19 protein-coding genes are annotated in these 25,196 nt (G+C 51.8%); 6 read left to right on the forward strand and 13 right to left on the reverse strand.

The annotated features are described in order from the left end of the window. Positions 1–179: 179 nt before the first annotated feature. The 5 genes from pncB to HGD79_RS06775 all read left to right on the forward strand — a co-directional run bounded on the left by pncB (position 180) and on the right by HGD79_RS06775 (position 7,275). Complete coding sequence (pncB, locus tag HGD79_RS06755; RefSeq protein WP_001297200.1) at positions 180–1,382, forward strand: nicotinate phosphoribosyltransferase; 1,203 nt, start codon at positions 180–182, stop codon at positions 1,380–1,382. Positions 1,383–1,550: 168 nt separating this feature from the next. Beyond that, positions 1,551–2,951 carry an asparagine--tRNA ligase gene (gene asnS / locus HGD79_RS06760; RefSeq protein ID WP_000117881.1) on the forward strand — a complete coding sequence of 467 codons (1,401 nt, stop codon included), beginning with the start codon at positions 1,551–1,553 and terminating at the stop codon, positions 2,949–2,951. A gap of 601 nt (positions 2,952–3,552) precedes the next feature. Next, on the forward strand, positions 3,553–4,641 hold the full coding sequence (gene ompF / locus HGD79_RS06765; RefSeq protein ID WP_000977920.1) for a porin OmpF: 1,089 nt from the start codon (positions 3,553–3,555) through the stop codon (positions 4,639–4,641). A 184-nt stretch (positions 4,642–4,825) separates the two neighbouring features. Then, positions 4,826–6,016, forward strand: coding sequence for an aspartate transaminase (aspC, locus tag HGD79_RS06770; protein WP_000462687.1), 1,191 nt, complete (start codon positions 4,826–4,828; stop codon positions 6,014–6,016). A 278-nt stretch (positions 6,017–6,294) separates the two neighbouring features. Next, on the forward strand, positions 6,295–7,275 hold the full coding sequence (locus tag HGD79_RS06775) for an IS110-like element IS621 family transposase (protein WP_000399648.1): 981 nt from the start codon (positions 6,295–6,297) through the stop codon (positions 7,273–7,275). Between the two features lie 241 nt (positions 7,276–7,516). Here the strand turns inward: HGD79_RS06775 and gloC are convergent, their stop codons facing one another. The 7 genes from gloC to cmoM form a co-directional block, all read right to left on the reverse strand. Next, positions 7,517–8,164, reverse strand: a complete 648-nt coding sequence (gloC, locus tag HGD79_RS06780; RefSeq protein ID WP_001109487.1) for a hydroxyacylglutathione hydrolase GloC — start codon at positions 8,162–8,164, stop codon at positions 7,517–7,519. A 26-nt stretch (positions 8,165–8,190) separates the two neighbouring features. Beyond that, positions 8,191–8,739: a YcbK family protein gene (locus HGD79_RS06785; protein ID WP_001295932.1), complete on the reverse strand. Its 549-nt coding sequence runs from the start codon at positions 8,737–8,739 to the stop codon at positions 8,191–8,193. A 180-nt stretch (positions 8,740–8,919) separates the two neighbouring features. Next, positions 8,920–10,767, reverse strand: a complete 1,848-nt coding sequence (gene ldtD, locus HGD79_RS06790; protein ID WP_000925997.1) for a L,D-transpeptidase — start codon at positions 10,765–10,767, stop codon at positions 8,920–8,922. A gap of 260 nt (positions 10,768–11,027) precedes the next feature. Next, positions 11,028–15,488 (reverse strand): chromosome partition protein MukB, encoded by a 4,461-nt coding sequence (gene mukB / locus HGD79_RS06795; RefSeq protein ID WP_096147291.1) that lies wholly within the window; start codon positions 15,486–15,488, stop codon positions 11,028–11,030. Continuing rightward, complete coding sequence (mukE, locus tag HGD79_RS06800; RefSeq protein ID WP_001295347.1) at positions 15,488–16,192, reverse strand: chromosome partition protein MukE; 705 nt, start codon at positions 16,190–16,192, stop codon at positions 15,488–15,490. The genes mukB and mukE overlap by 1 nt, the downstream gene beginning before the upstream one ends. Beyond that, entirely contained in the window at positions 16,173–17,495 is a 1,323-nt protein-coding gene (gene mukF / locus HGD79_RS06805) for a chromosome partition protein MukF (RefSeq protein ID WP_168848339.1), read from the reverse strand. The genes mukE and mukF overlap by 20 nt, the downstream gene beginning before the upstream one ends. Beyond that, entirely contained in the window at positions 17,492–18,277 is a 786-nt protein-coding gene (gene cmoM, locus HGD79_RS06810) for a tRNA uridine 5-oxyacetic acid(34) methyltransferase CmoM (protein ID WP_001298300.1), read from the reverse strand. Before cmoM ends, mukF begins: the two co-directional genes overlap by 4 nt. Positions 18,278–18,412: 135 nt before the next feature. Here cmoM and elyC point away from each other — a divergent pair, with 135 nt between their 5' ends. Then, the gene (gene elyC, locus HGD79_RS06815; RefSeq protein WP_000899599.1) at positions 18,413–19,192 is read left to right on the forward strand and encodes an envelope biogenesis factor ElyC; all 780 of its coding nucleotides are present in this window, start codon (positions 18,413–18,415) and stop codon (positions 19,190–19,192) included. Here elyC and HGD79_RS06820 read toward each other — a convergent pair. From HGD79_RS06820 to msbA, 6 genes are all read right to left on the reverse strand, one after another. Next, a complete protein-coding gene (locus tag HGD79_RS06820) occupies positions 19,169–20,062 on the reverse strand; it encodes a YcbJ family phosphotransferase (protein ID WP_000436922.1) in 894 nt (297 codons plus the stop codon). The genes elyC and HGD79_RS06820 overlap by 24 nt on opposite strands. A 153-nt stretch (positions 20,063–20,215) precedes the next feature. Further along, complete coding sequence (kdsB, locus tag HGD79_RS06825; protein ID WP_000011589.1) at positions 20,216–20,962, reverse strand: 3-deoxy-manno-octulosonate cytidylyltransferase; 747 nt, start codon at positions 20,960–20,962, stop codon at positions 20,216–20,218. Further along, on the reverse strand, positions 20,959–21,141 hold the full coding sequence (ycaR, locus tag HGD79_RS06830) for a protein YcaR (RefSeq protein ID WP_000350058.1): 183 nt from the start codon (positions 21,139–21,141) through the stop codon (positions 20,959–20,961). The genes kdsB and ycaR overlap by 4 nt, the downstream gene beginning before the upstream one ends. Positions 21,142–21,192: 51 nt before the next feature. Further along, positions 21,193–22,425: a crosslink repair DNA glycosylase YcaQ gene (gene ycaQ / locus HGD79_RS06835; RefSeq protein ID WP_000056498.1), complete on the reverse strand. Its 1,233-nt coding sequence runs from the start codon at positions 22,423–22,425 to the stop codon at positions 21,193–21,195. Positions 22,426–22,461: 36 nt separating this feature from the next. Further along, on the reverse strand, positions 22,462–23,448 hold the full coding sequence (gene lpxK, locus HGD79_RS06840) for a tetraacyldisaccharide 4'-kinase (protein WP_168848340.1): 987 nt from the start codon (positions 23,446–23,448) through the stop codon (positions 22,462–22,464). Continuing rightward, positions 23,445–25,193, reverse strand: coding sequence for a lipid A ABC transporter ATP-binding protein/permease MsbA (gene msbA / locus HGD79_RS06845; RefSeq protein WP_000551270.1), 1,749 nt, complete (start codon positions 25,191–25,193; stop codon positions 23,445–23,447). The genes lpxK and msbA overlap by 4 nt, the downstream gene beginning before the upstream one ends. Between the last annotated feature and the right edge of the window lie 3 nt (positions 25,194–25,196).

Below are 25,196 nucleotides of genomic sequence, written 5' to 3' on the forward strand. Positions count from 1 at the left end.
AGGTACAAACGCCTTTATTGCTACATTTTTATAACATACACCGCGTAATGCCATCGACCAGAAAGGTGGCATATGGTGTGATCGGGGTTCAATAAATTGCGAAACAAGGTATACTCCAGCAGTTCCTGAAGATGTTTATTGTACTAAACGCTCCTGTACGAGGACGCTACTGCGCACCTATGACACAATTCGCTTCTCCTGTTCTGCACTCGTTGCTGGATACAGATGCTTATAAGTTGCATATGCAGCAAGCCGTGTTTCATCACTATTACGATGTGCATGTCGCGGCGGAGTTTCGTTGCCGAGGTGACGATCTGCTGGGTATTTATGCCGATGCTATTCGTGAACAGATTCAGGCGATGCAGCACCTGCGCCTGCAGGATGATGAATATCAGTGGCTCTCTGCTCTGCCTTTCTTTAAGGCCGACTATCTTAACTGGTTACGCGAGTTCCGCTTTAACCCGGAACAAGTCACCGTATCCAACGATAATGGCAAGCTGGATATTCGTTTAAGCGGCCCGTGGCGTGAAGTCATCCTCTGGGAAGTTCCTTTGCTGGCGGTTATCAGTGAAATGGTACATCGCTATCGCTCACCGCAGGCCGACGTTGCGCAAGCCCTCGACACGCTGGAAAGCAAATTAGTCGACTTCTCGGCGTTAACCGCCGGCCTTGATATGTCGCGCTTCCATCTTATGGATTTTGGCACCCGTCGCCGTTTTTCTCGCGAAGTACAAGAAACCATCGTTAAGCGTCTGCAACAGGAATCCTGGTTCGTGGGCACCAGCAACTACGATCTGGCGCGTCGGCTTTCCCTCACGCCGATGGGAACACAGGCACACGAATGGTTCCAGGCACATCAGCAAATCAGCCCGGATCTAGCCAACAGCCAGCGAGCTGCACTTGCTGCCTGGCTGGAAGAATATCCCGACCAACTTGGCATTGCATTAACCGACTGCATCACTATGGATGCTTTCCTGCGTGATTTCGGTGTCGAGTTCGCCAGTCGCTATCAGGGCCTGCGTCATGACTCTGGCGACCCGGTTGAATGGGGTGAAAAAGCCATTGCACATTATGAAAAGCTGGGAATTGATCCACAGAGTAAAACTCTGGTTTTCTCTGACAATCTGGATTTACGCAAAGCGGTTGAGCTATACCGCCACTTCTCTTCCCGCGTGCAATTAAGTTTTGGTATTGGGACTCGCCTGACCTGCGATATCCCCCAGGTAAAACCCCTGAATATTGTGATTAAGTTGGTTGAGTGTAACGGTAAACCGGTGGCGAAACTTTCTGACAGCCCTGGCAAAACTATCTGCCACGATAAAGCGTTTGTTCGGGCGCTGCGCAAAGCGTTCGACCTTCCGCATATTAAAAAAGCCAGTTAATATCATCAGGGAGCTAATCGGCTCCCTTTTTTTACCTTTAATTCCGAAATCTTTCGCTGCATTTGCGAATTCTGCTTGTCTGATTGCAGATGCCAGGTAACATAGGTATCCCCCCATTTACGGGTGGACAAGTGTTTATTTTTTCCGACTATTAACAGAGAGAATATTATGAGCGTTGTGCCTGTAGCCGACGTACTCCAGGGCCGCGTAGCCGTTGACAGCGAAGTCACCGTACGCGGATGGGTACGTACCCGCCGAGATTCAAAAGCTGGCATCTCCTTCCTCGCCGTTTATGACGGTTCCTGCTTTGATCCTGTACAGGCTGTCATCAATAATTCTCTGCCCAATTACAATGAAGACGTCCTGCGTCTGACCACCGGCTGCTCGGTCATTGTGACGGGTAAAGTCGTGGCGTCGCCGGGCCAGGGGCAACAATTTGAAATTCAGGCCAGCAAAGTTGAAGTTGCTGGTTGGGTTGAAGATCCAGACACTTACCCGATGGCGGCAAAACGCCACAGCATTGAGTATCTGCGTGAAGTCGCTCACCTGCGTCCGCGCACAAACCTGATTGGTGCCGTCGCGCGCGTTCGCCATACGCTGGCGCAGGCGCTGCATCGCTTCTTTAACGAGCAGGGATTCTTCTGGGTTTCAACGCCACTGATTACCGCATCTGATACCGAAGGTGCAGGCGAAATGTTCCGCGTTTCTACGCTGGATCTGGAAAACCTGCCGCGTAACGATCAGGGCAAAGTGGATTTCGACAAAGACTTCTTTGGTAAAGAGTCTTTCCTGACCGTATCTGGCCAGTTGAACGGCGAAACCTACGCTTGCGCATTATCCAAAATTTATACCTTCGGCCCGACTTTCCGTGCTGAAAACTCCAACACCAGCCGTCACCTGGCGGAATTCTGGATGCTGGAGCCGGAAGTGGCGTTTGCTAACCTGAACGATATCGCGGGTCTGGCTGAAGCCATGCTGAAATATGTCTTCAAAGCGGTTCTCGAAGAACGCGCAGACGACATGAAATTCTTCGCTGAACGCGTAGATAAAGATGCCGTTTCACGTCTGGAACGCTTCATTGAGGCCGATTTCGCGCAGGTGGATTACACCGACGCAGTGACCATTCTCGAAAACTGCGGCAGGAAGTTTGAAAACCCGGTTTACTGGGGCGTCGATCTCTCTTCTGAGCATGAGCGTTATCTGGCGGAAGAACACTTTAAAGCACCGGTAGTGGTTAAAAACTATCCGAAAGATATTAAAGCGTTCTATATGCGCCTCAACGAAGACGGTAAAACCGTTGCGGCTATGGACGTTCTGGCTCCGGGCATCGGTGAGATCATTGGTGGCTCCCAGCGTGAAGAACGTCTGGACGTTCTGGACGAGCGTATGCTGGAAATGGGCCTGAATAAAGAAGATTACTGGTGGTATCGCGATCTGCGTCGCTACGGTACTGTTCCGCATTCAGGTTTCGGTCTTGGTTTTGAACGCCTGATTGCTTACGTAACTGGCGTGCAAAACGTGCGTGATGTGATTCCGTTCCCACGTACTCCGCGCAACGCCAGCTTCTGATTTTCTTCCTCAAAGAGCCAGCGCCTGCTGGCTCTTTTTTATCCTTTCTGTCAAGTTATCTGTTTGTTAAGTCAAGCAATCTATTTGCAACCCCGCCATAACGATCATCCTGTTACGGAATATTACATTGCAACATTTACGCACAAAAAATAACCCGCATTCTTATTGCGGATTAGTTTTTTCTTAGCTGATAGCACAATTTTCATACTATTTTTTGGCATTCTGGATGTCTGAAAGAGGATTTTGTGCCAGGTCGATAAAGTTTCCATCAGAAACAAAATTTCCGTTTAGTTAATTTAAATATAAGTAAATCATATAAATAGATAAAAATTGCTGTAAATATCATCACGTTTCTATGGAAATATGACGGTGTTCACAAAGTTCCTTAATTTTTACTTTTGGTTACATATTTTTTCTTTTTGAAACTAAATCTTTATCTTTGTAGCACTTTCACGGTAGCGAAACGTTAGTTTGAATGGAAAGATGCCTGCAGACACATAAAGACACCAAACTCTCATCAATAGTTCCGTAAACTTTTATTGACAGAACTTATTGACGGCAGTGGCAGGTGTCATAAAAAAAACCATGAGGGTAATAAATAATGATGAAGCGCAATATTCTGGCAGTGATCGTCCCTGCTCTGTTAGTAGCAGGTACTGCAAACGCTGCAGAAATCTATAACAAAGATGGCAACAAAGTAGATCTGTACGGTAAAGCTGTTGGTCTGCATTATTTTTCCAAGGGTAACGGTGAAAACAGTTACGGTGGCAATGGCGACATGACCTATGCCCGTCTTGGTTTTAAAGGGGAAACTCAAATCAATTCCGATCTGACCGGTTATGGTCAGTGGGAATATAACTTCCAGGGTAACAACTCTGAAGGCGCTGACGCTCAAACTGGTAACAAAACGCGTCTGGCATTCGCGGGGCTTAAATACGCTGACGTTGGTTCTTTCGATTACGGCCGTAACTACGGTGTGGTTTATGATGCACTGGGTTACACCGATATGCTGCCAGAATTTGGTGGTGATACTGCATACAGCGATGACTTCTTCGTTGGTCGTGTTGGCGGCGTTGCTACCTATCGTAACTCCAACTTCTTTGGTCTGGTTGATGGCCTGAACTTCGCTGTTCAGTACCTGGGTAAAAACGAGCGTGACACTGCACGCCGTTCTAACGGCGACGGTGTTGGCGGTTCTATCAGCTACGAATACGAAGGCTTTGGTATCGTTGGTGCTTATGGTGCAGCTGACCGTACCAACCTGCAAGAAGCTCAACCTCTTGGCAACGGTAAAAAAGCTGAACAGTGGGCTACTGGTCTGAAGTACGACGCGAACAACATCTACTTGGCAGCGAACTACGGTGAAACCCGTAACGCTACGCCGATCACTAATAAATTTACAAACACCAGCGGCTTCGCCAACAAAACGCAAGACGTTCTGTTAGTTGCGCAATACCAGTTCGATTTCGGTCTGCGTCCGTCCATCGCTTACACCAAATCTAAAGCGAAAGACGTAGAAGGTATCGGTGATGTTGATCTGGTGAACTACTTTGAAGTGGGCGCAACCTACTACTTCAACAAAAACATGTCCACCTATGTTGACTACATCATCAACCAGATCGATTCTGACAACAAACTGGGCGTAGGTTCAGACGACACCGTTGCTGTGGGTATCGTTTACCAGTTCTAATAGCACACCTCTTTGTTAAATGCCGAAAAAACAGGACTTTGGTCCTGTTTTTTTTATACCTTCCAGAGCAATCTCACGTCTTGCAAAAACAGCCTGCGTTTTCATCAGTAATAGTTGGAATTTTGTAAATCTCCCGTTACCCTGATAGCGGACTTCCCTTCTGTAACCATAATGGAACCTCGTCATGTTTGAGAACATTACCGCCGCTCCTGCCGACCCGATTCTGGGCCTGGCCGATCTGTTTCGTGCCGATGAACGTCCCGGCAAAATTAACCTCGGGATTGGTGTCTATAAAGATGAGACGGGCAAAACCCCGGTACTGACCAGCGTGAAAAAGGCTGAACAGTATCTGCTCGAAAATGAAACCACCAAAAATTACCTCGGCATTGACGGCATCCCTGAATTTGGTCGCTGCACTCAGGAACTGCTGTTTGGTAAAGGTAGCGCCCTGATCAATGACAAACGTGCTCGCACGGCACAGACTCCGGGGGGCACTGGCGCACTACGCGTAGCTGCCGATTTCCTGGCAAAAAATACCAGCGTTAAGCGAGTGTGGGTGAGCAACCCAAGCTGGCCGAACCATAAGAGCGTCTTTAACTCTGCAGGTCTGGAAGTTCGTGAATACGCTTATTATGATGCGGAAAATCACACTCTTGACTTCGATGCACTGATTAACAGCCTGAATGAAGCTCAGGCTGGCGACGTAGTGCTGTTCCATGGCTGCTGCCATAACCCAACCGGTATCGACCCTACGCTGGAACAATGGCAGACACTGGCACAACTCTCCGTTGAGAAAGGCTGGTTACCGCTGTTTGACTTCGCTTACCAGGGTTTTGCCCGTGGTCTGGAAGAAGATGCTGAAGGACTGCGCGCTTTCGCGGCTATGCATAAAGAGCTGATTGTTGCCAGTTCCTACTCTAAAAACTTTGGCCTGTACAACGAGCGTGTTGGCGCTTGTACTCTGGTTGCTGCCGACAGTGAAACCGTTGATCGCGCATTCAGCCAAATGAAAGCGGCGATTCGCGCTAACTACTCTAACCCACCAGCACACGGCGCTTCTGTTGTTGCCACCATCCTGAGCAACGATGCGTTACGTGCGATTTGGGAACAAGAGCTGACTGATATGCGCCAGCGTATTCAGCGTATGCGTCAGTTGTTCGTCAATACGCTGCAGGAAAAAGGCGCAAACCGCGACTTCAGCTTTATCATCAAACAGAACGGCATGTTCTCCTTCAGTGGCCTGACAAAAGAACAAGTGCTGCGTCTGCGCGAAGAGTTTGGCGTATATGCGGTTGCTTCTGGTCGCGTAAATGTGGCCGGGATGACACCAGATAACATGGCTCCGCTGTGCGAAGCGATTGTGGCAGTGCTGTAAGCATTAAAAACAATGAAGCCCGCTGAAAAGCGGGCTGAGACTGATGACAAACGCAACATTGCCTGATGCGCTACGCTTATCAGGCCTTGTATTATCCCTCCAGTGCAGAGAAAATCGGCCAGTTTTCTCTGCCTGCAGTCCGCATGCCGTATCGGGCCTTGGGTTCTAACCTGTTGCGTAGATTTATGCAGCGGACTGCCTTTCTCCCAAAGTGATAAACCGGACAGTATCATGGACCGGTTTTCCCGGTAATCCGTATTTGCAAGGTTGGTTTCACTATGGAACATGAACTTCATTATATCGGTATCGACACCGCTAAAGAGAAACTGGATGTCGATGTGTTGCGTCCTGATGGTCGTCATCGCACCAAAAAATTCGCTAACACCACTAAAGGGCACGATGAGCTGGTGAGCTGGCTGAAAGGTCACAAGATTGACCATGCGCATATCTGCATCGAAGCGACCGGCACCTATATGGAACCTGTCGCTGAGTGCCTTTACGATGCTGGCTACATAGTGTCAGTCATTAATCCTGCGCTGGGTAAAGCTTTCGCTCAGAGTGAAGGACTGCGTAACAAGACTGATACCGTGGATGCGCGCATGCTGGCAGAGTTCTGTCGTCAGAAGCGCCCTGCAGCCTGGGAAGCGCCTCACCCGCTTGAACGCGCGTTGCGTGCCCTGGTAGTCCGCCACCAGGCGCTGACAGATATGCACACGCAGGAACTGAATCGCACTGAAACGGCGCGGGAAGTCCAGAGACCGAGCATTGATGCTCACCTTCTGTGGCTTGAAGCAGAGCTGAAGCGTCTTGAGAAGCAGATAAAAGACCTGACAGACGATGATCCGGATATGAAACACCGCAGGAAACTGCTGGAAAGCATCCCGGGTATCGGAGAGAAAACATCTGCGGTATTGCTGGCTTATATCGGTCTGAAGGACCGCTTCGCCCATGCCAGACAGTTCGCCGCTTTTGCGGGTCTGACACCACGGCGTTATGAATCAGGTAGCAGTGTGAGAGGGGCGAGCCGGATGAGTAAGGCCGGACATGTGTCGCTTCGCAGGGCGTTGTATATGCCCGCAATGGTAGCCACCAGTAAGACTGAGTGGGGACGGGCGTTCCGCGACCGTCTGGCGGCTAATGGCAAGAAAGGAAAGGTGATTCTCGGCGCGATGATGCGCAAGCTGGCACAGGTGGCGTATGGAGTGCTGAAGTCAGGCGTGCCGTTCGATGCGTCACGGCATAATCCGGTAGCGGCGTAAAAATCGCGGAAGGGATGAAAAAAACAGCGCCTGACGGCGCTGTGTCTGGCATGCCTGCAATCCGGGAAACCGGACCAGGAAAAAACTTGCAGGCCATAACAGTATCTACGCGTCCCCTGCAATATTTTGAATTTGCACGATTTTGTAGGCCGGATAAGGCGCTCGTGCCGCATCCGGCATAAACAAAGCGCACTTTGCCAGAAATCCAGGCCCGCATTAAAAGCGGGCTTTTTTATGTGCCTTACCAGACGGGCATTTCGTCTTGCAGGAAGGGATTATGCAGGCGTTCATAACCAAGTGTGGATAATGGTCCGTGACCCGGAATAAATGTCACGTCATCCCCCAGTGGCAGCAATTTATCTTTGATTGAAGAAATCAGTTGATTATGATCGCCACGCGGGAAGTCACTGCGCCCTACTCCGCCTTTGAAAATAACATCGCCAGAAATCAGCAGCTTTGCCCGATCATCAAAAAACACGACATGACCCGGCGTATGCCCAGGGCAATGTAACACCTGTAAAGTCACATTCCCTATGCTGATGGTATCGCCTTCGTTCAGCCAACGATCTGGCGTCAGCGGCTGGCACTCTTCCAGACCAAACATACGACTTTGCGCAGGCAAGCCTTGCAGCCAGAACTCATCTTCTTTTTCCGGGCCAAAAACCGGCACGCCGTAATGTTGCGCCAGTTCCGCCGCTGCGCCAACGTGGTCCAGATGACCATGCGTCAGCAGGATCTGCATCAGTGTCAGGCCGCTGTCATCAACTTCCTGTTTGATTTTTTCCGCATCGCCGCCAGGATCGACCAGTGCGGCCAGACGGGTTTGTTCACACCAGATTAATGAACAGTTCTGGGAGAATGCGGTGACCGGAATAATACGATAGTTCATACTGCCCCTGTTTCGTTAAGCAATTACTACCAGTGCCGTGCTGGCCCGGTATCAATATGCACAAAGTTACTACGTGGATAATATCCTACACCACCTGCGCGCATAGATAACGCGGCTTTGCGAATATTGCTTAACGCGATACCTTCAATATGGAAATCCATCGCCTGGCCTTTAGTGTGATAGCTTTTCTTCGCTACTCCACGGCTGCGGGCGCGTAGTTCATTGTTGGTATCAATAGAACGATAACCGGAAATGAGTTGCACCGGTTTGCGCGTGCCTAACAACCCTTGCAGGCGATACAACTGGTCGAATAATCCTGGGTCGATGGACTTTATTTTGTTCGCGCGGTAATCGCGGAAAAAATGGTTAAGTTTTGCCAATTCTTCCTGAATATAGCCTCTGCCATCGAAAAACTCCGCTTTGATTGACTCTCCGGTATGAAGATTATTGAGTGTCAAAATGCGCGGGCGTGGGGTAGAGAGTGTTGCAAACGCAGGGGTCGGCAGGATGGCGGCACCGAGTGCAACGCCACCAAGCGCCAGCAATTTGCGGCGATTAGCGTCGAATTTGTCCATGATAATCAAGTCTACAGGTCAATGTTATCGTTTATATGCACTTCTGGCGCACAAGAGGCACCTTAACCGCCCGTAAAGCAGACGTCAAGATGACTCAACCCCAGCAGTGACGGGGGCTGCAGAGAATCGCCCCCAATCATGCTAATTATTACGACAACTGATTTCCCCGAACTACTTCATTTACCTGATTAATTGTTCCGCTTTCGATACGATTTGCGAGCTGGATCGCGCAGGCAGATCATAATTGTAAATATCTGTACGATACTGGGTACGACCATCTGCACCAACAAAGGCCGTCAGGTAGTAGAGATTCACCGGAATCGACTGCCGAATATTGACGTAACGTGTATCACCCTGCTTCAGCGCATCAGAAATACGTTTGTCATTCCAGCCTGCATCCTGCAACAGCATATTCGCCAGATCGGAAGCTTTATTCACTCGTACACAGCCTGAGCTCAATGCGCGTGTATCACGCTTGAACAGATTGTGGTTCGGCGTGTCATGCAAATAAATGGCCTCTGAACTCGGCATATTGAATTTATAGCGCCCCAGCGAGTTCCGTGGGCCTGGAGCCTGCTGGAAGCGGAACGGTAAATTCGAGGCCGTGATTGTAGACCAGTCAACCTGCCATGGGTCAATCGCTTCTCTGCTGTTCCAGCCGCGCATCACCGTATAGCCATGGCTTTCGAGATATCCCGGATCGTTGCGCACTTTTGGCAGAATATCTTTGCGTGCCAGAGTTGGAGGTACGTTCCACGGCGGGTTTACCACTACGTTGTTAAGGGCACTGCTCATCATCGGCGTTTTGCGATCGGGGCGACCGACAATGACTCGCGAATCCAGCACCTGATTGCCGTTCTGATAGTAGACCAGCGAATAGGCCGGAATGTTAACCATGATCCCGGTAGAAAGCTCTGTTGGCAGCAAGCGCAATCGCTGGATGTTGAGAGCCAACACGCCAGCACGCTGGGCGGGCGTTACGTTTAACCAGTCACGTGTTGCCGGGCCAATAGCACCATCTGCCCCCAATCCTTGCCATGCCTGAAAACGTTTAACGGCTTCCACCAGTTCATTATCGTAGGCGGCGCGAACGGCAGGCGCAGGTTTACTACGAGATGTCGTTTGCTTGTCCATCGGCTTAGTTTCTGCTGTTTCAACAGTAACAGCGGATGGGCTGACTACCGCGTCAGTTGGCGTGTCATCGCCAGGTAGAGTAATTTTCGGCCCCCCGTCCAACATGCCTGTGCGTTGCAATATTTCGCGCAACGCCGGTACGTCGTTACTCCACTGCCCTGGGCGCAACGTTGCTTTGCCGGTCAGTTGGGGCCACGGTTTGGTGTCACTGAGTAAGGCCAGTAACGATTCATGCATCGCCGCATATTGCGGATGCTGCGGTGCCAGTCCAGCAACAAACGTAGGCAATTGACCTTTATCCAGCGCCAGCTGCCATTGGTTAATCACCGAGAGCGGCGGCGTTGCAAGTGCATAAGGTTTACTGCTATATAGCCAGCGAGTGCCTTTGACCGGAATATTTGCAATGAAATGGAGATAGCCCATCATCGCATCAGAGAGCACTACGTCGCGTGCCATCCCGTTAACACCAGGATCGGTCAGTAACTCTACCCATTTATTAAACTGCGGCTGGAAACCGGCAATCGCCACCTCTGCCAGCTGTTGCTGGAAGGCTTTAACAGCATCACGGTTTTCCCACATGGGTTGCATATCGCGTGCGGCATACAACAGTTGAAGCTGGTTAAGATAAACCGGCTTGTAACCTGCGGGTAATTGAGATTCGATTTGCGTGCGGGCTTTTTCTGCCGCACCTTCAGGCAATGGCTGGATCCCCGCCATTATTGCCGTGGCTTGCGCCTGCGGCAGTGCCTCGCCCTGTTCACTGACAGCCACCGGGCTGTCGCCAGGGATTACTTCAGGCTCATCGGCCTGCGCATTGAACAGTGGAGCGAATGTTACGGCCAGGCACAAACTGATTGCCGACAGCCGACGACCACACATCATATTAAGCAACATCCCTTGCCCCCTGTTTTTATCATACTCTGAATAGCCAGGCTGTTATTTTACGACTTGCCTGTACAACGCCAATACTCACGAAAGTATGACGAGCAAGCCTGTTACTCATCAGGCTTATCTTCAGTATATAAACGCCGATACGTTTTTACATAACCTAATGTAAAGAAGTTTAAAGAAAAGCGCGCCGTAATGTGCCACTTTTTTAGTGCAGAAACGGAGTTTTCGGAAAAAGAAAAGGCGGCATTGCTGCCGCCTTAATTTTAACTCGCCTGAGAAGGCGCTTCGTCACTTCCTGGAAGCGTTTCAGGGAGTTGCGGCGCAAATCCTCGCAGGCCGACGACGTGAACGTGTTCGGTATTCTGGAAGACTTTACGCACCAGTTTATAGGTGGTGCCTTTCTCCGGGCTGATATTTTCCGGCGCTGCGATGATGAGCTGCATTTGCAAACGTTCACACAATTCAAACAGCGTGGCGATAGAACGAGCATCCAGTCGCGCTGCTTCATCGAGGAACAGCAGGCGGCAAGGAGAGATATCTTTACCGCGCAGGCGGCGAGATTCATCTTCCCAGCTTTGTACCACCATCACCAGAATCGACATACCGGTACCAATCGCCTCACCGGTCGACAATGCACCAGACTCTGCGCGCAACCAGCCATCGGAACCACGGTTAACCTCAACTTCCATTTCCAGATAGTTGCGGTAATCCAGCAGTTCTTCGCCAATGGTCTGCGGCGCGCGCTGCCCCATATCAATCTGCGGATTAAGACGCTGATACAATTTCGCCAGCGCTTCCGAGAAGGTCAGACGGTTGCTGTTAAACAGATCCTGATGCTGCTCGTGCTGTTCAGAGAGCACATCCAGCAGCATGGCGTGCGTTTCACGCACGTTCACGTTCAGACGTACGCTGTTCACCTGACCAAACGATACGTTCTGCAACCCCTGGTTGAGCATACGGATACGGTTCTGCTCGCGCTGAATGGTTTTGCGAATGATGTTCGCCACGCTGCGGGAACTGATCGCCAGTTTCTGTTCGCGGGAGGTTAACTCCTCGGTCAGTCGGCTAAGTTCGATTTCCATCTGCTCGATGGCTTCCACCGGATCATCGGTACGAATAATATCCTGACGAATACGTTCACGCAGATGCTGATAAACCGCCACGAAGAACTGAATTTTACGTTCCGGACGTTTTGGATCTTCCGACATGCGCAGCACGTCGCGCAGATGTTCGTTATCCGCCACCGCCAGACGCAGCGCACCCAATGCCTTATCCGACATAGAGCGCAAATCATCAGCGGAGAGATAAGCCAGCTCGCGACGGTGTAAGCGCCGTTCAACGCCGTTATCTTTCACCATGCGCATCACTGCACACCAGCCCGCTTTGGCGGTCACTACCTGCTCGCGCATCTCAAAGTAATCCCGCTCCAGCTTGCGCAGTTTGCGGGTCAGATTGTCCATCTCCGCTTCGCAGAAAGTCAGTGCTTTTTCCAGCTGGTTGCGGCGGGACCGGTTATTACTCAGTTGCGCATGCAGCTCGTCACGGCGAATTCGCGCCCGCTCTTCTGCCCCGCTATCGGCGCGCACGCCGATATCCTGCAATTCACGTTGCAGATCGTTGAGTAGCTCTTTTTTGGTGTCGTAAGAACTTTTCAGCGAAGCCAGCACCTGGTTGTACTGACTCAACTGCGCTGCGTGACCACGCAACGCTTCACGAGCGCGAGTACGCTCCGCTTCCGCCTGTTCCAGACGTTCACGCAGCTTTTCGTTGAGATCGCTATTACCGCTCAGCATTTCTGCCGAGTCAGAATAGCTAAAGTGCGCACGACGCTGCACCACTTCCGTCAGGGCAAACGCCTGCTGACGGGCATCGCGCTGCATCTGCTGAGAGTACGCGTAATCTTCTTTTAGCTGTTCGAACTGTTCCGGGTTGCTCTGCAATACCGAAACGATCGGTTCCAGTTTCGCCAGTTGATTGCCAAACTGCTGAACAAAACGCGCGGCTTCCTGGGCTTCATCCAGACGTTCGCGGATTTCATCGACGCGATCCGCCAGGCTGTCATCAGCCAACAGGTTGAGACGCGGCAGAATGCGGTTCAGCGCCGTAACGCCTTCTTTCGCCTGCTCAAACTGAATACGCTGCTGCTGGTTATCATTTTCATGATTACTCAACGCCCGCTCCAGTTCGACGCGACGGCTGTTCAGTTGACGGATTTCTGCTTCCGGGTCAGACTCAAACGCAACCGCCAGATGACTGCCGATAAAGCGGCTGAACGCCTGATGCAGACGCTGAGTTTTCTGTACATCAAAGGAGAGCGTGGCGAAGCGTTCGGAAAGCACTTCACGCTCGGCATGGAGGCTTTCAATACGGCTTTCACGCGCAGCACGACCAAACAGCGGCACTTCCGGGAAACGTGAATAACGCCACTGACGATCGGCGATTTTCACCACTACCGCTTTTTCCAGCTCATCAACGCTGAACACGCTGTCATCGAATGACTGCGGATCCCCTTCGATCAAATAGAGATCTTCCGGGCAATCGGTCAAGCCTTCCAGGTGTTCAGTTACCTGTGACAGATCTGGCACCACGATGGCGTGGCGTGACGGGCCATACAGCGCTGAGAAGTACGGCGCATCTTCCAGGCTAACGTCGTCATAAATTTCTGACAGCAGCACGCCGCCAAAACGCTCCGCCAGCGCGTTCAGACGCTGATCTTCAGAGCCGCCAGGCTGGCTTAAACGTTCGATCTCTTCATCGACAGCGTTTTTGCGCGCGCCCACTTCATCGCGTTCAACAATCGCCTCTCGCTCACGCTCCAGCAACTGTTGCAGATATTCGGTGACGTCCTGGCTGGAGGTAAACTCTTCACCGCACTGCTCGCTCAACTGGTTGAGACTGTTTTGCGCTGCCAGCCAAACCGGCGCACGCTGCATCAAACTCTGAATGCGAGACTGCAGCTGTTCCTGTTCCTGGCGCAGTGCCATGCGCTCTTCACGGGCGTTAGACACGCTATCGGAAAGAGAGGCAATGCGCGCTTCCAGCTCCTGATGCAGAGCTTCCAGTTCATCAATATCAAAATTCTTGCCCTGACGTTTGCAGAAGTCTGCCAGCAGGCGTTCGGCTTCTTGCTGCTCGCGCAGACGCTGTTCCAGTTCACTTAAGCGCATCCGCAACGGTTGAACCTGCTCTGCCAGGTGACGCTGATCGACCCCTTCGCGCAATAGTTCGCGAGCGACATCCCACGCCTCGTTACGCGCCAGCGGGCCGTTGATTGCCACCACCAGCTGATAAGCCTGCTCAAACTGGCTGTGCGCGGTTTGCGCCATGCTCATTTTCTGCTCAAGAGAGAGCATTTTTTCAGTCGCTTCCAGCTCTTTCGCCTGGAAGGTTTCCAGCCATTCGGCGGCGCAGTCGGCGGTTAAGTCCGGCAGATGGCACAGTTCTTTGGCACGATTAAGCGCAGCAATCGCCTGGTTATACTGGATCGCGCGCGTTTGCTGGACGTCCAGCGCCTGCTGGTAGTCAGCAAGCTGGCTTTTCAGCTCGTCCACTTCCAGTTCGGCAGCTTCCGCACGAGCCTCATTCTCTTCCTGGCGTTCGATGGCTTCTGCCACCACTTCATTTTGCTCTTCCAGACGGATCTGCAGCTCATCGAGATCCGCTTCGTAGCGTTCGATCTTCTCCTGCTGACGCAGTGCGGTTTGCACCAGGTTCAGGTGATCACTGGCCGCCTGATAATCCGCTTCCAGATCGCCTTCGGCACCGTTGTGCTCTGCCAGCTCACGCGCCATATCGACGTGTTTGTACTGCTCAGCCGCCAGTTGCTGACGCGAAGTATGTAGCTCGCGACGAAACTCCAGGGCTTTGTCGAGATGGACACGGCGCTCGTTGGCGTGACGCATGTAGTCCGCCGCCACGTAGTTGGTGGCTTCGCTGATCAGATGCTTAAACAGGTCGCGGTCCGACTGGGTGACACGAATCGCTTCCAGCGTCATACGGTTTTCACGCAGCGCCGCTTCCATGTCCTGGAACGCTTTACGCACGCCGCTGTTTTCTGGCAACAGGTAGTCGCGCAGAGAACGGGTAATGGCACTGGAGATCCCGCCATACAGCGAAGCTTCGATCAGACGATAGAATTTGCTACGGTCAGATGCGGAGCGCAGACGACGCGCGATGATGCCCAGATCGAACATCAGCGAGTGGTAATCAGTAATGGAGTTGAACTGTTTAAACTGCACGCCTTCCATCGCCTCGAGCTTGTCTTTCAGCTCGTTAAGCGGCAGCACGCGCGCCTGGCGTTCGTTCAGGGTTTCGGTCACCAGCTGTGTCGGCTGCACCGACATCGGCAGTCCCTGAATGGCAAACGGCTTGATATCCACTTTACGATCGCGTCCGGCAACCTGTTGCAGACGCACACCGACCACCACGCGCTGGTGGCGCGAGTTAATGGTGTCGAGCATCGAATAACAGACACCCGCTTTCAGCTTACCGTGCAGACCTTTATCGCGCGAACCGCTGGTGGCCCCGGCTTCCGTAGTGTTACGGAAATGCAGCAGGGTCAGGTCGGGGATCAGCGCCGTAACGAACGCCGCCATGGTGGTGGATTTACCCGCCCCGTTACCGCCAGAAAGCGTCGTGACCAGCTCGTCAAGGTCAAAAGTTCGGGCAAAAAAGCCGTTCCAGTTAATCAGCGTCAGTGAGCGAAATTTACCGCGTTCAATCATTATTCTTCCTCTCCGCTATCTGGCTGATTCTCTTCGGTTTCATCGTTGAGTTGCAGATGATTTTCAATCGGCATTGCTTCGCCATCACGAATCAGGCGACGCTGTGCTTCACGGGGATCGTCGCCAGCACGCACATCGGCTCCGAAGCGGAACACCGATTCGGTAATGCGAAACTTGCTGCTGTCGTGGCCCATAAACCACACCATGCCTAAACGACGCAGACGGTTGAGCGAAGAACGTACTTTCTCCTGCAACTTCTGACGGTCAACGTCTGAACCGGTTGAACGGTTGTTCACCAGTTTCAGCAGTTTTGCTTCATCGGCCAGGGTGAGCAGTTCGTCGTACAGTTCCTGCTGGGTGAAAATCCCCTCATTCGCCAGCCGTTCCGGGCTGAGATAGAGATAACAGAGGATTTTCCCGACCATCATATCCAGTTCCGACAAGACGGAACGCGGGATAAGAGTGGTGGAACGTGGGCGTAAATAGAAGAACCCTTCCGGTGCGCGAATAAGCTCAACGTTATAACGCGCGTAAAACTCTTCCAGATATTCCTGAAAATCCATCAGGAATGCATGATTATCCAGTTCGTCGAGGCCAATATGGCGGCCTGAACGTAAGGCGCTGTCCAGCGCCGGAAATAACGGATTCGCCAGCGCCTGCGCCAGCTTAACCGGCATCACTTGTTCAATATTTGTCGATGACATGCGCCTGTACCTTGGCTCCGTAATCATTAATCGGCTGCCATTTCGCTGGCAGTCCGGTGAAATCTGCTTGCGCTACGCCAAGACGTACCGCCTGATCAATAACAATGCGCGCAACGTCAAAGTGACGTGCACGCGGATACTGTGACAGATATTCGCGTACCACCAGACCAAGATCCAGCGGCACTTGTCTGGTTTTGTACACGGCAAGTTGTTCTTCGATGATCGCCGCCAGCTGTTCGCGGATCTCGTTAAACTCTTCGTATTCCAGATCCTCAGGAAGTTCCCCAGTCACTTCTTCATCGCGCAGTGCCATCTCTTCGTCACGCATATCCAGCAGACGATCGGCATTGGCATAAGTTAGCGCCCACGGCTCATCAAAATAGGTTTGTACCGACTGACGTAACCGCTGAGCAAAGACGCGGTTTTTATCCATATCGATCGCGGTACGAATAAATTTGTGTACGTGGCGGTCGTAGCCAATCCACAAGTCGATGGATTGCTGGCCCCAACTGATAATACGATCGAGTTTGCTCTGCAGATCGAACACCAGACGATCGACGAAATGCAGATCGTCATGGGTCATCGTCGCATCCTGAATGCGCAACAGATTAGCCTGCAATTTGTCGCCTGCCGCTTCCAGCGTATCCTGCAATTCACGCAGCGTTCCGGAAGTTTCCGAAAGCAACAATTCACAGCTGGAAATCGCCGCCCGCCAGTCTTTGTTCAGCAACTGGGCGATATCATCCTTCACCTGCTGCTGCTGTTCATCCATCAGACGTTGCGTCAGGTCGATACTGTCGAAAATTTCTGCTACCGAATATTTCAGTGGAGCATAAACATTACGGTGCCAGTGAAATTCATCACCGCCCTCTTCGGCGGCATCTGCTGCGCGTTTGAGCTCACCCGCCACAATCGACAACTGCATAGAAAGGCGCAGCGTAGAAAACTCGCACTGACGAATGTAATAGTCAGTGATGCCGATGCCGAGCGGCGTCAGACGGTAAATTGCGTTCCCTTCCGCCTGCTCGCTGGTAAAGCGGTTCAGCAGACGTTGACGCACCATGTCGTTGATCGCGTTATTGGCGCGCACGCCGATGGTTTCGCTGGTTTGCTCAAACGCATCACTCACATGGCGGAATGCATCCACCAGCTCGCCTTCACTCATCTCACCATCCAGACGCTCGCCGTTCAGCGTGGCAACCGCCAGCAGAAAAGAGAGTCGGTCTACCGGCAGCGAGATGGAGAAGTCATTTTTTCTGGCCCAGGCAACCAGTTCGGGGACTGTCTGGGAAAATTCACTCATACTTTATCCTTGCTCTGCGGTTTGCGCGCGGTGACATGAATATAACGCCCCAGGGTAATATACGGTTCCTGACGGCAATAACGCGTTTCTAATTCAAGTAATGCTTCATAGCAGTCGCGCTGCTGGTGCTTCTCGCGCAGATAATCATGAAACACGCGAACGCCTGTCTTACCCATAATTTGCCAACCAGCTTCTTCCAGCCACAGATAAACCTGCGCCGGGTCGCGTGGATAATCTGGCGAAAGCGTCCGTTTTTTCTTTTTCGGCATTCCCGCCTGCACGTAATCAAAATTCCCGGCGACCATGTTATGCATCAACAAACCATGCGCATTGTAGAACATTAACGACAACACGCCGCCTGGACGCAACACTGACCACAGGGTCTGCAATACACTGCGGGGATCGGCCACCCACTCGAGCACCGCATGGAACAATATCAGATCAACGGGCGTTTCCAAATGCGAAGCAACATCCTGAGCGGCGCAATGTATAAATTGCATGTTGTCGCTCACACCTTTTGCTTCTGCCGCCTGTTTTGCGCGGTCGATCATCTGCGCAGAAAGATCGCATAAAATGACCTGATGCCCACGCTCGGCCATTTTGATTGCGGTCTGCCCTTCTCCACCGCCAGCATCCAGCACACGCAGTTTTTGCGGGCCCATTTCCGCCAGCACGCGATCGAGATCCTGCCACAGAATAGCCTGTCGAAGCTGCCCTTTGGTGGTGCCGTAAATGTTACGGGAAAACTTTTCCGCAATATCATCAAAATTGCGATCCTGCATTGCTTTCTCCACCGGTTGGCTAAGACGTTTTCTGATAAAGACGCTATTTTGTCACAGCCACGGCGAGAATGAACCCGTCTGGTGTAATATCGCTGGCGATCCCTTGCTATATGGTTAAAAAAGGAACCAGAAAGGATGCTTTTTACACTGAAAAAAGTGATTGGCAATATGTTGCTGCCACTTCCGCTGATGTTGTTAATTATTGGCGCTGGCCTGGCGCTGCTGTGGTTTAGCCGTTTTCAAAAAACCGGGAAGATTTTTATTAGCATTGGGTGGCTGGCACTCTTGTTATTGAGTTTGCAACCGGTAGCCGACCGCCTGCTGCGTCCCATCGAAAGCACCTATCCGACATGGAATAATTCGCAAAAAGTGGACTATATCGTGGTGCTCGGAGGTGGTTATACCTGGAACCCGCAGTGGGCACCGAGCTCTAATTTAATCAATAACAGTCTGCCACGCCTGAATGAAGGTATTCGCTTATGGCGCGAAAATCCGGGATCAAAACTGATCTTCACGGGAGGCGTAGCAAAAACCAATACGGTGAGTACAGCGGAAGTAGGTGCCAGAGTTGCGCAATCGCTGGGCGTGCCGCGCGAGCAAATTATCACCCTGGATTTGCCAAAAGATACCGAAGAAGAAGCTGCGGCAGTGAAACAGGCGATTGGTGACGCCCCTTTCCTGCTGGTGACCTCCGCATCACATCTGCCGCGGGCGATGATCTTTTTTCAGCAGGAAGGGTTAAATCCGCTACCAGCCCCGGCGAATCAGTTGGCCATCGACTCGCCGCTTAATCCGTGGGAACGGGCAATCCCTTCTCCGGTCTGGCTGATGCATAGCGATCGTGTTGGCTATGAAACGCTTGGCCGCATCTGGCAGTGGCTGAAAGGTCCGTCAGGCGAGCCACGGCAAGAGTGATTTTGATGCCAGATCGAAGTTGCGCCGACTAAATCGTCCGGTATTAACCAGTTGCGCAACTTCATCCCATAACACATACAACCAACGCCGCCAGATGAACGACTCCGCCACTGGCGCGCGTTGCAGGTAACTCCAGAGCAAATCTTCCGCCAGAGAATTATCCATTAGTCGGAACAGTTCGTATTCTCGCGGTGCCCAAAGCATTAGTCCCGGCCCGACCATCGCCAGTAACTGATCGCTGCGCGAATCTTTCAGCATGCTGCGTAAACAGAAGTTACCGTGAATCAACACACAATTGTCGTTAAAGCCTTCAAATAATGCCGGGAGACATTCGCGAGTGCGAAACAGGATCCGCTTATCCTGCATCGTCAGACCGGTGTTATTGAACTGATTGAGCGTGGTCCATAGCACTTCAACATGTTGCCGGTACCATGAGGGCCAGAAATTTTCCTGAGTATTGTCGACCGCGCCGACGCAACCGCGACTGTCCTGACGGTGCCAGGCCAGTAAGGCTTCAACGATTTGGTCTTTGAGTTGTTCCCAGCGTTCTGGTGTTCGGGCTGGTGCCTCCACCGAAACACCACGCATCCGCTCCAGTAGCAGGACATCGGGGCCGGGGTGTTCTTCATGCGTCATCACACCATAAATAGTCGGCATACGGACAGTCCCACTTCTTGCCAGCATGGTGGTTTTCCATGCCAGTTGTCGGGCTTTTCCGGGCGTACTAAAGCTTCTTGCCATTAACGGCATTGGGTTTCCCTGGCTGTCATACAAAGCCCACAACGCCGTATCCGCTTTTTCATTGACGCACTCAATACGACTGAGTTTTTCGCCCAGTAAATGGCTTAATTCGGCACGCAGCTGTTCCATTCAGATTACCCTCATAAAAGCTACTGCTTTCATAATGAGCGCCAATATAAAAGATGTCACCTGAATGAGATCAATTGTTGAAAAGAAAAATTGAGGAAAATCGTAACGGTACGACACTCCTCCCAAAATTGGCTGAAGTGTCGTGAAGTGAAATTAGCGCATTTCAGCGCGAACGCGCTCAAGATCTTCAGGGGTATCCACACCTGTGCCAGGAACTTCCTGAGCAACAGCAACATGGATTTTTTCGCCGTACCACAGAACACGAAGCTGCTCTAACATTTCGATGTGTTCTAACGGACTTGCCTGCCAGTTGACGTAACGACGGATAAAGCCTGCACGGTAGCCATAAATACCAAGATGACGCAGGAAGTTATCGCCAACGGTTTCAAGGCCTTCTGCAAAACGATCACGATCCCAAGGAATGGTGGCGCGAGAGAAGTACAGTGCATACCCTTCAGCGTCGAGAACCACTTTCACCGCATTCGGGTTAAACGCTTCTTCCGCATTGTGGATTGGCACCGCCAGAGTCGCCATACCCACCTGACGCTGAGCGAGGTTATCAGCAACCTGACGAATGATTGTCGCAGGGATCATCGGTTCATCACCCTGCACATTAACGATCACCGTGTCGTCGCTGAATGCGCATTTTTCGACAACTTCCGCCAGGCGTTCTGTCCCTGACTGGTGATCGGCGCGCGTCATACATACTTCACCGCCAGCGGCTTCAACGGCGCGGGCGACATCCTCATGATCGGTTGCCACGATGATGCGATCGGCACCTGATTCGCGAGCACGTTCAAGAACATGAACAATCATGGGTTTGCCATTAATATCAACCAATGGTTTACCGGGCAGACGCGTTGACGCGTAGCGCGCGGGAATAATGACCACAAAACTCATGATTTACTCTCATCAGCAGTCAGCACGCGGGCTTCCGTTTCCAGCAACACTGGAATGCCATCACGCAGCGGGAAAGCCAGGTTGTCCAGTTTGCAAATAAGTTCTTGTTTTTCTTGGTTATACCAAAGTTTTCCGTTGCAAACCGGGCAGGCAATGATTTCAAGCAGACGATGATCCATAGTTCCTCCAGATGGATCGGGTTATGAATGCATAAATCTTATCATAATCATTTATGCGACGGGGTCTATTTCCCAGCCAGTGCGGCAATCAGTAAAGAGACCTTGCGGGCAGCGTCCTAATGTCACCCGCGTTGCCTGCTGCCAGCTCGCGAAATCAGTAATCGCCTGACGTAACCCTTTTTGCAGCATTGTCGTTGGTTTAATGCCTTCCTGTAACCACAGAGAGATAACTTCAAGGATGCCTGTCTGGCGATGCATTTTGGCATCCATTCGCCCAACTAATTGCCCACGATGTAATAATGGCAGAACAAAATAGCCATACTGGCGTTTCGGCGCTGGGGTATAGCACTCCAGCCGGTAGCTAAAATCAAAAAGCTGCTCTGCGCGTTTGCGATCCCAGACAACAGGATCAAAAGGCGAAAGTACCGCGCTGTGCGTTGCAGTGAGCTTTCCGGCCAGCGCACGCTCGAGTAGCGGCAGCAAATCAGCATGCAGCCAAAGATTGCCCAATTTTTCAACATGCACAGCAATGATTTGCTGCTGTTCAGCCCTCGCTTCGCGCCACGCCGCCAGTGCCGGACGTTTCAGCCGATAGTAATCTGCCAGCCACTGTTCGCGGAATATTCCCAGGCTACGCGCACTGTTATCCAGCATGATGATTTCTGCTTCTGTTTGCGAAACGAGATCGCGCTCATCATCCCAGTCAGGCATGACACGGTGGGTTAAATCATAAACGCGCTGGAAGTTGCGCCGTTCAATCACCATCACCTTTCCGGCAGTAAATAAACCTTCCAGATGCCGTTTATGCGGCTTCCATTCCCACCAGCCGCTTGCACCTTTACGAGGATGCTCAAAATCGGCTGAACGTACCGGCCCCTTATCATGAATATGCTGAATTAACTGTGCAATTTCCGCCTCATGTTCCTGCATCCAGGCGTCTTTGTATTTCCAGCCCATTTTTTCAGGTGCCAGCATGCGGTGGCGAATAAGACGAAAGTCGCTACGCGGCATAAAGCAGGCTTCATGCGCCCAGTATTCCATTAATTCGCCACGCGCCAGAGACTCATCCAGCCACTGGGCAGGATAATTTCCCAGACGACTGAAAAGCACCAGATATGGACTACGGGCAACAATATTGATGGTATCGATTTGCAGCAAGGACATGCGGGAGATCGTTGCCGGAATATCCTCCAACGACGCTTGACGGCGGGGTTTGTTTAACAGGCCTTGTGCGGCAAGGTGAAGATTACGCGCATCAGCAAGGGAGAGGTGCGGCAGCGACATTCATGACTCCATCAATCGAACGCTGCCGCGGCGTAACTAGTTGCCAGAAGCCAGCGAGGTTAGTTGCGTAAGCAGTTTCGCTGGTTCATCACCTGAAAGCTGTGCGTCTACAGGCAAATACCACCAATTTTCTTCTGCAAAGGCCCGGCATTTCACCGCATCTTTTTCAGTCATTACCAGCGTTTGCCCGGCGCTTACCAACGCACTGACATCCGCATAGTTCAAAGACTGATGATCGGCCAGCGGTACACATTTTTCCGGTTGTACGCCACACATCTTCAGCGTGGCAAAAAAGCGCGGCGGATGCCCAATCCCCGCCATCGCCACTACATGTTCAAGCTGAGCAACGTCACAACGCGTACCGGTACGTAAATTCACCGCCTGACCCGGCAGCAGATGCATGGGGATTTCACCGCTGCGAGGGACACCGCCGTTGACGATTACCGCATCAACCGACTTTAAGCGCCCCGCTCGCTCACGCATTGGCCCCGCCGGCAACCACCAGCCATTGCCAAAGCGACGCACACCATCAATAACGACAATTTCCACATCACGCGCCAGACGGTAATGCTGTAAACCGTCGTCGGTTACGATGATCTGCACATCAGGGTGTTGCGCCAGAATGGCTTTTACCGCATCAGAACGAACGGGAGAAACCGCAACAGGCGCATCAGTGCGTTGATAAATCAACACAGGTTCATCACCCGCCTGTGCTGTTGTGGTATCTGCCGACAATAACAGCGGATAAGATTCAGCCTTACCACCATATCCCCGCGATACGACCCCCACGCGAATACCGCGCTGTTGCAACTGTTCCACCAGCCAGACAACGACCGGGGTTTTTCCGTTGCCGCCTGCGGTGAGATTACCAACCACGACAACCGGTACGGGGGCACGCCAGGCGCGCTTCAGTTTTAGTTTATAGCAAAGACGGATCGCGCCACTTACCAGGCCATACAACCAGGAGAGTGGCAGCAATAGCCGCCACAAAGGGGATTCACCAGACCAGATTTTTTCGATCATTGGCCAAACTGCATTTTGTGAAGTTGCGCGTAAACGCCGCGGTGCTCAAGCAAATCGTTATGCGTACCGCGTTCCACAATGACACCATCCTCGACGACCACGATTTCGTCTGCCTTTTCAATGGTAGACAAGCGGTGGGCAATCACCAGAGAGGTACGGTTTTTCTGCAACTCATCCAGTGCCGCCTGAATCGCACGTTCGGATTCGGTATCCAGAGCCGAGGTAGCTTCATCCAGAATCAGAATCGGGCTATCACGCAGCAAGGCTCGAGCGATAGCAATACGCTGACGCTGACCGCCAGAGAGCAGCACGCCGTTTTCACCAATCACTGTATCGAGACCGTTATCCATCTTATTGATGAAGTCCATGGCGTAGGCCATACGCGCCGCTTCTTCAATTTGCTCACGGCTGTACTGTTCAGTCCGTGCGTAAGCAATGTTGTTAGCAACCGTATCGTTAAACAGATGGACATTCTGCGACACCAGAGCAACCTGGTTACGTAACGACGCCAGGGTATACTCGCGCAGATCGTGACCATCCATCAGGATTTCGCCTTCATCAATATCGTAAAAACGAGTGATCAGGCTGGCGATGGTTGATTTACCTGAACCAGAGCGTCCAACCAGAGCAACCGTCTTCCCTGCCGGAATTTTCAGGTTGATGTTACGCAATGCAGGTACGTCACGTCCCGGATAAGTAAAGGTGACATTGCGGAATTCCACGTCGCCAGTCGCACGCTCGATCACGCGCTTACCTTCGTCTTTCTCCTGCTCACTGTCCAGAATGGTAAACAGCGTCTGACAAGCCGCCATACCGCGCTGGAACTGGGCGTTAACGTTGGTCAGTGATTTCAGCGGACGCATCAGTGCAATCATTGAAGAGAAAACAACGGTAATCGTACCGGCAGTCAGGCTATCCATGACACTTGGGAAGCTCGCCGCATACAGAACAAACGCCAGCGCCAAAGAGGCGATCAGCTGAATGATCGGATCAGAGATGGAAGAGGCTGAAACCATTTTCATCCCCTGAAGACGCATTCGGTTGCTGACTTTATCAAAGCGTTTCGTTTCCACTTCCTGACCACCGAAAATCAATACTTCTTTGTGGCCCTTCAGCATTTGTTCTGCGCTGGTGGTCACCTGCCCCATGGTGTTCTGCATGTTTTTACTGATGTTGCGAAAACGCTTCGATACAACGCGAATCGCAATCGAAACAATCGGTGCCAGCACAATCAAAATGATCGACAGTTGCCAACTGTAATAGAACATCATGATGAACAGGCCGATGATCGACGCACCTTCACGCACAACAGTAATCAGTGCGCCGGAAGAAGAAGAAGCAACCTGTTCGGAATCGTAGGTAATACGTGACAACAGCGTACCCGTTGACTGTTTGTCAAAGAATGAAACTGGCATTCCCATCATGTGACCAAACAGGCGGCGACGCATGGTCATTACCACCTTTCCTGATACCCAGGAGATACAGTAGCTGGAGACATAGCTGGTGATACCACGTAAAATCATCAGCCCGATCACCACCAGCGGCATCCACACCAGCACGGAGCGATCTGTTTTACCAAAGCCATCATCAAGAAGTGGCTTAAGGAGCGATAACATGAAGGTATCGCTGGCTGCGTTGAGGATTAACGCTACGCCCGCCACGATCAGACCCGCTTTGAAAGGCGCAATGGTTGGCCACAGTCGGCGGAATGTCTGCCACGTAGAGAGATCTTTGTCGTTATGCATTCA

This window comes from Escherichia sp. SCLE84, from assembly GCF_012584495.1.
Lineage (GTDB): Bacteria > Pseudomonadota > Gammaproteobacteria > Enterobacterales > Enterobacteriaceae > ECMA0423.

Bases quoted from the DNA above. Each gene is read 5' to 3' on its own strand.
- pncB (WP_001297200.1), top strand. From the start codon at position 180: ATGACACAATTCGCTTCTCCTGTTCTGCACTCGTTGCTGGATACAGAT.
- asnS (WP_000117881.1), top strand. From the start codon at position 1,551: ATGAGCGTTGTGCCTGTAGCCGACGTACTCCAGGGCCGCGTAGCCGTT.
- ompF (WP_000977920.1), top strand. From the start codon at position 3,553: ATGATGAAGCGCAATATTCTGGCAGTGATCGTCCCTGCTCTGTTAGTA.
- aspC (WP_000462687.1), top strand. From the start codon at position 4,826: ATGTTTGAGAACATTACCGCCGCTCCTGCCGACCCGATTCTGGGCCTG.
- HGD79_RS06775 (WP_000399648.1), top strand. From the start codon at position 6,295: ATGGAACATGAACTTCATTATATCGGTATCGACACCGCTAAAGAGAAA.
- gloC (WP_001109487.1), bottom strand. From the start codon at position 8,164: ATGAACTATCGTATTATTCCGGTCACCGCATTCTCCCAGAACTGTTCA.
- HGD79_RS06785 (WP_001295932.1), bottom strand. From the start codon at position 8,739: ATGGACAAATTCGACGCTAATCGCCGCAAATTGCTGGCGCTTGGTGGC.
- ldtD (WP_000925997.1), bottom strand. From the start codon at position 10,767: ATGTTGCTTAATATGATGTGTGGTCGTCGGCTGTCGGCAATCAGTTTG.
- mukB (WP_096147291.1), bottom strand. From the start codon at position 15,488: ATGATTGAACGCGGTAAATTTCGCTCACTGACGCTGATTAACTGGAAC.
- mukE (WP_001295347.1), bottom strand. From the start codon at position 16,192: ATGTCATCGACAAATATTGAACAAGTGATGCCGGTTAAGCTGGCGCAG.
- mukF (WP_168848339.1), bottom strand. From the start codon at position 17,495: ATGAGTGAATTTTCCCAGACAGTCCCCGAACTGGTTGCCTGGGCCAGA.
- cmoM (WP_001298300.1), bottom strand. From the start codon at position 18,277: ATGCAGGATCGCAATTTTGATGATATTGCGGAAAAGTTTTCCCGTAAC.
- elyC (WP_000899599.1), top strand. From the start codon at position 18,413: ATGCTTTTTACACTGAAAAAAGTGATTGGCAATATGTTGCTGCCACTT.
- HGD79_RS06820 (WP_000436922.1), bottom strand. From the start codon at position 20,062: ATGGAACAGCTGCGTGCCGAATTAAGCCATTTACTGGGCGAAAAACTC.
- kdsB (WP_000011589.1), bottom strand. From the start codon at position 20,962: ATGAGTTTTGTGGTCATTATTCCCGCGCGCTACGCGTCAACGCGTCTG.
- ycaR (WP_000350058.1), bottom strand. From the start codon at position 21,141: ATGGATCATCGTCTGCTTGAAATCATTGCCTGCCCGGTTTGCAACGGA.
- ycaQ (WP_000056498.1), bottom strand. From the start codon at position 22,425: ATGTCGCTGCCGCACCTCTCCCTTGCTGATGCGCGTAATCTTCACCTT.
- lpxK (WP_168848340.1), bottom strand. From the start codon at position 23,448: ATGATCGAAAAAATCTGGTCTGGTGAATCCCCTTTGTGGCGGCTATTG.
- msbA (WP_000551270.1), bottom strand. From the start codon at position 25,193: ATGCATAACGACAAAGATCTCTCTACGTGGCAGACATTCCGCCGACTG.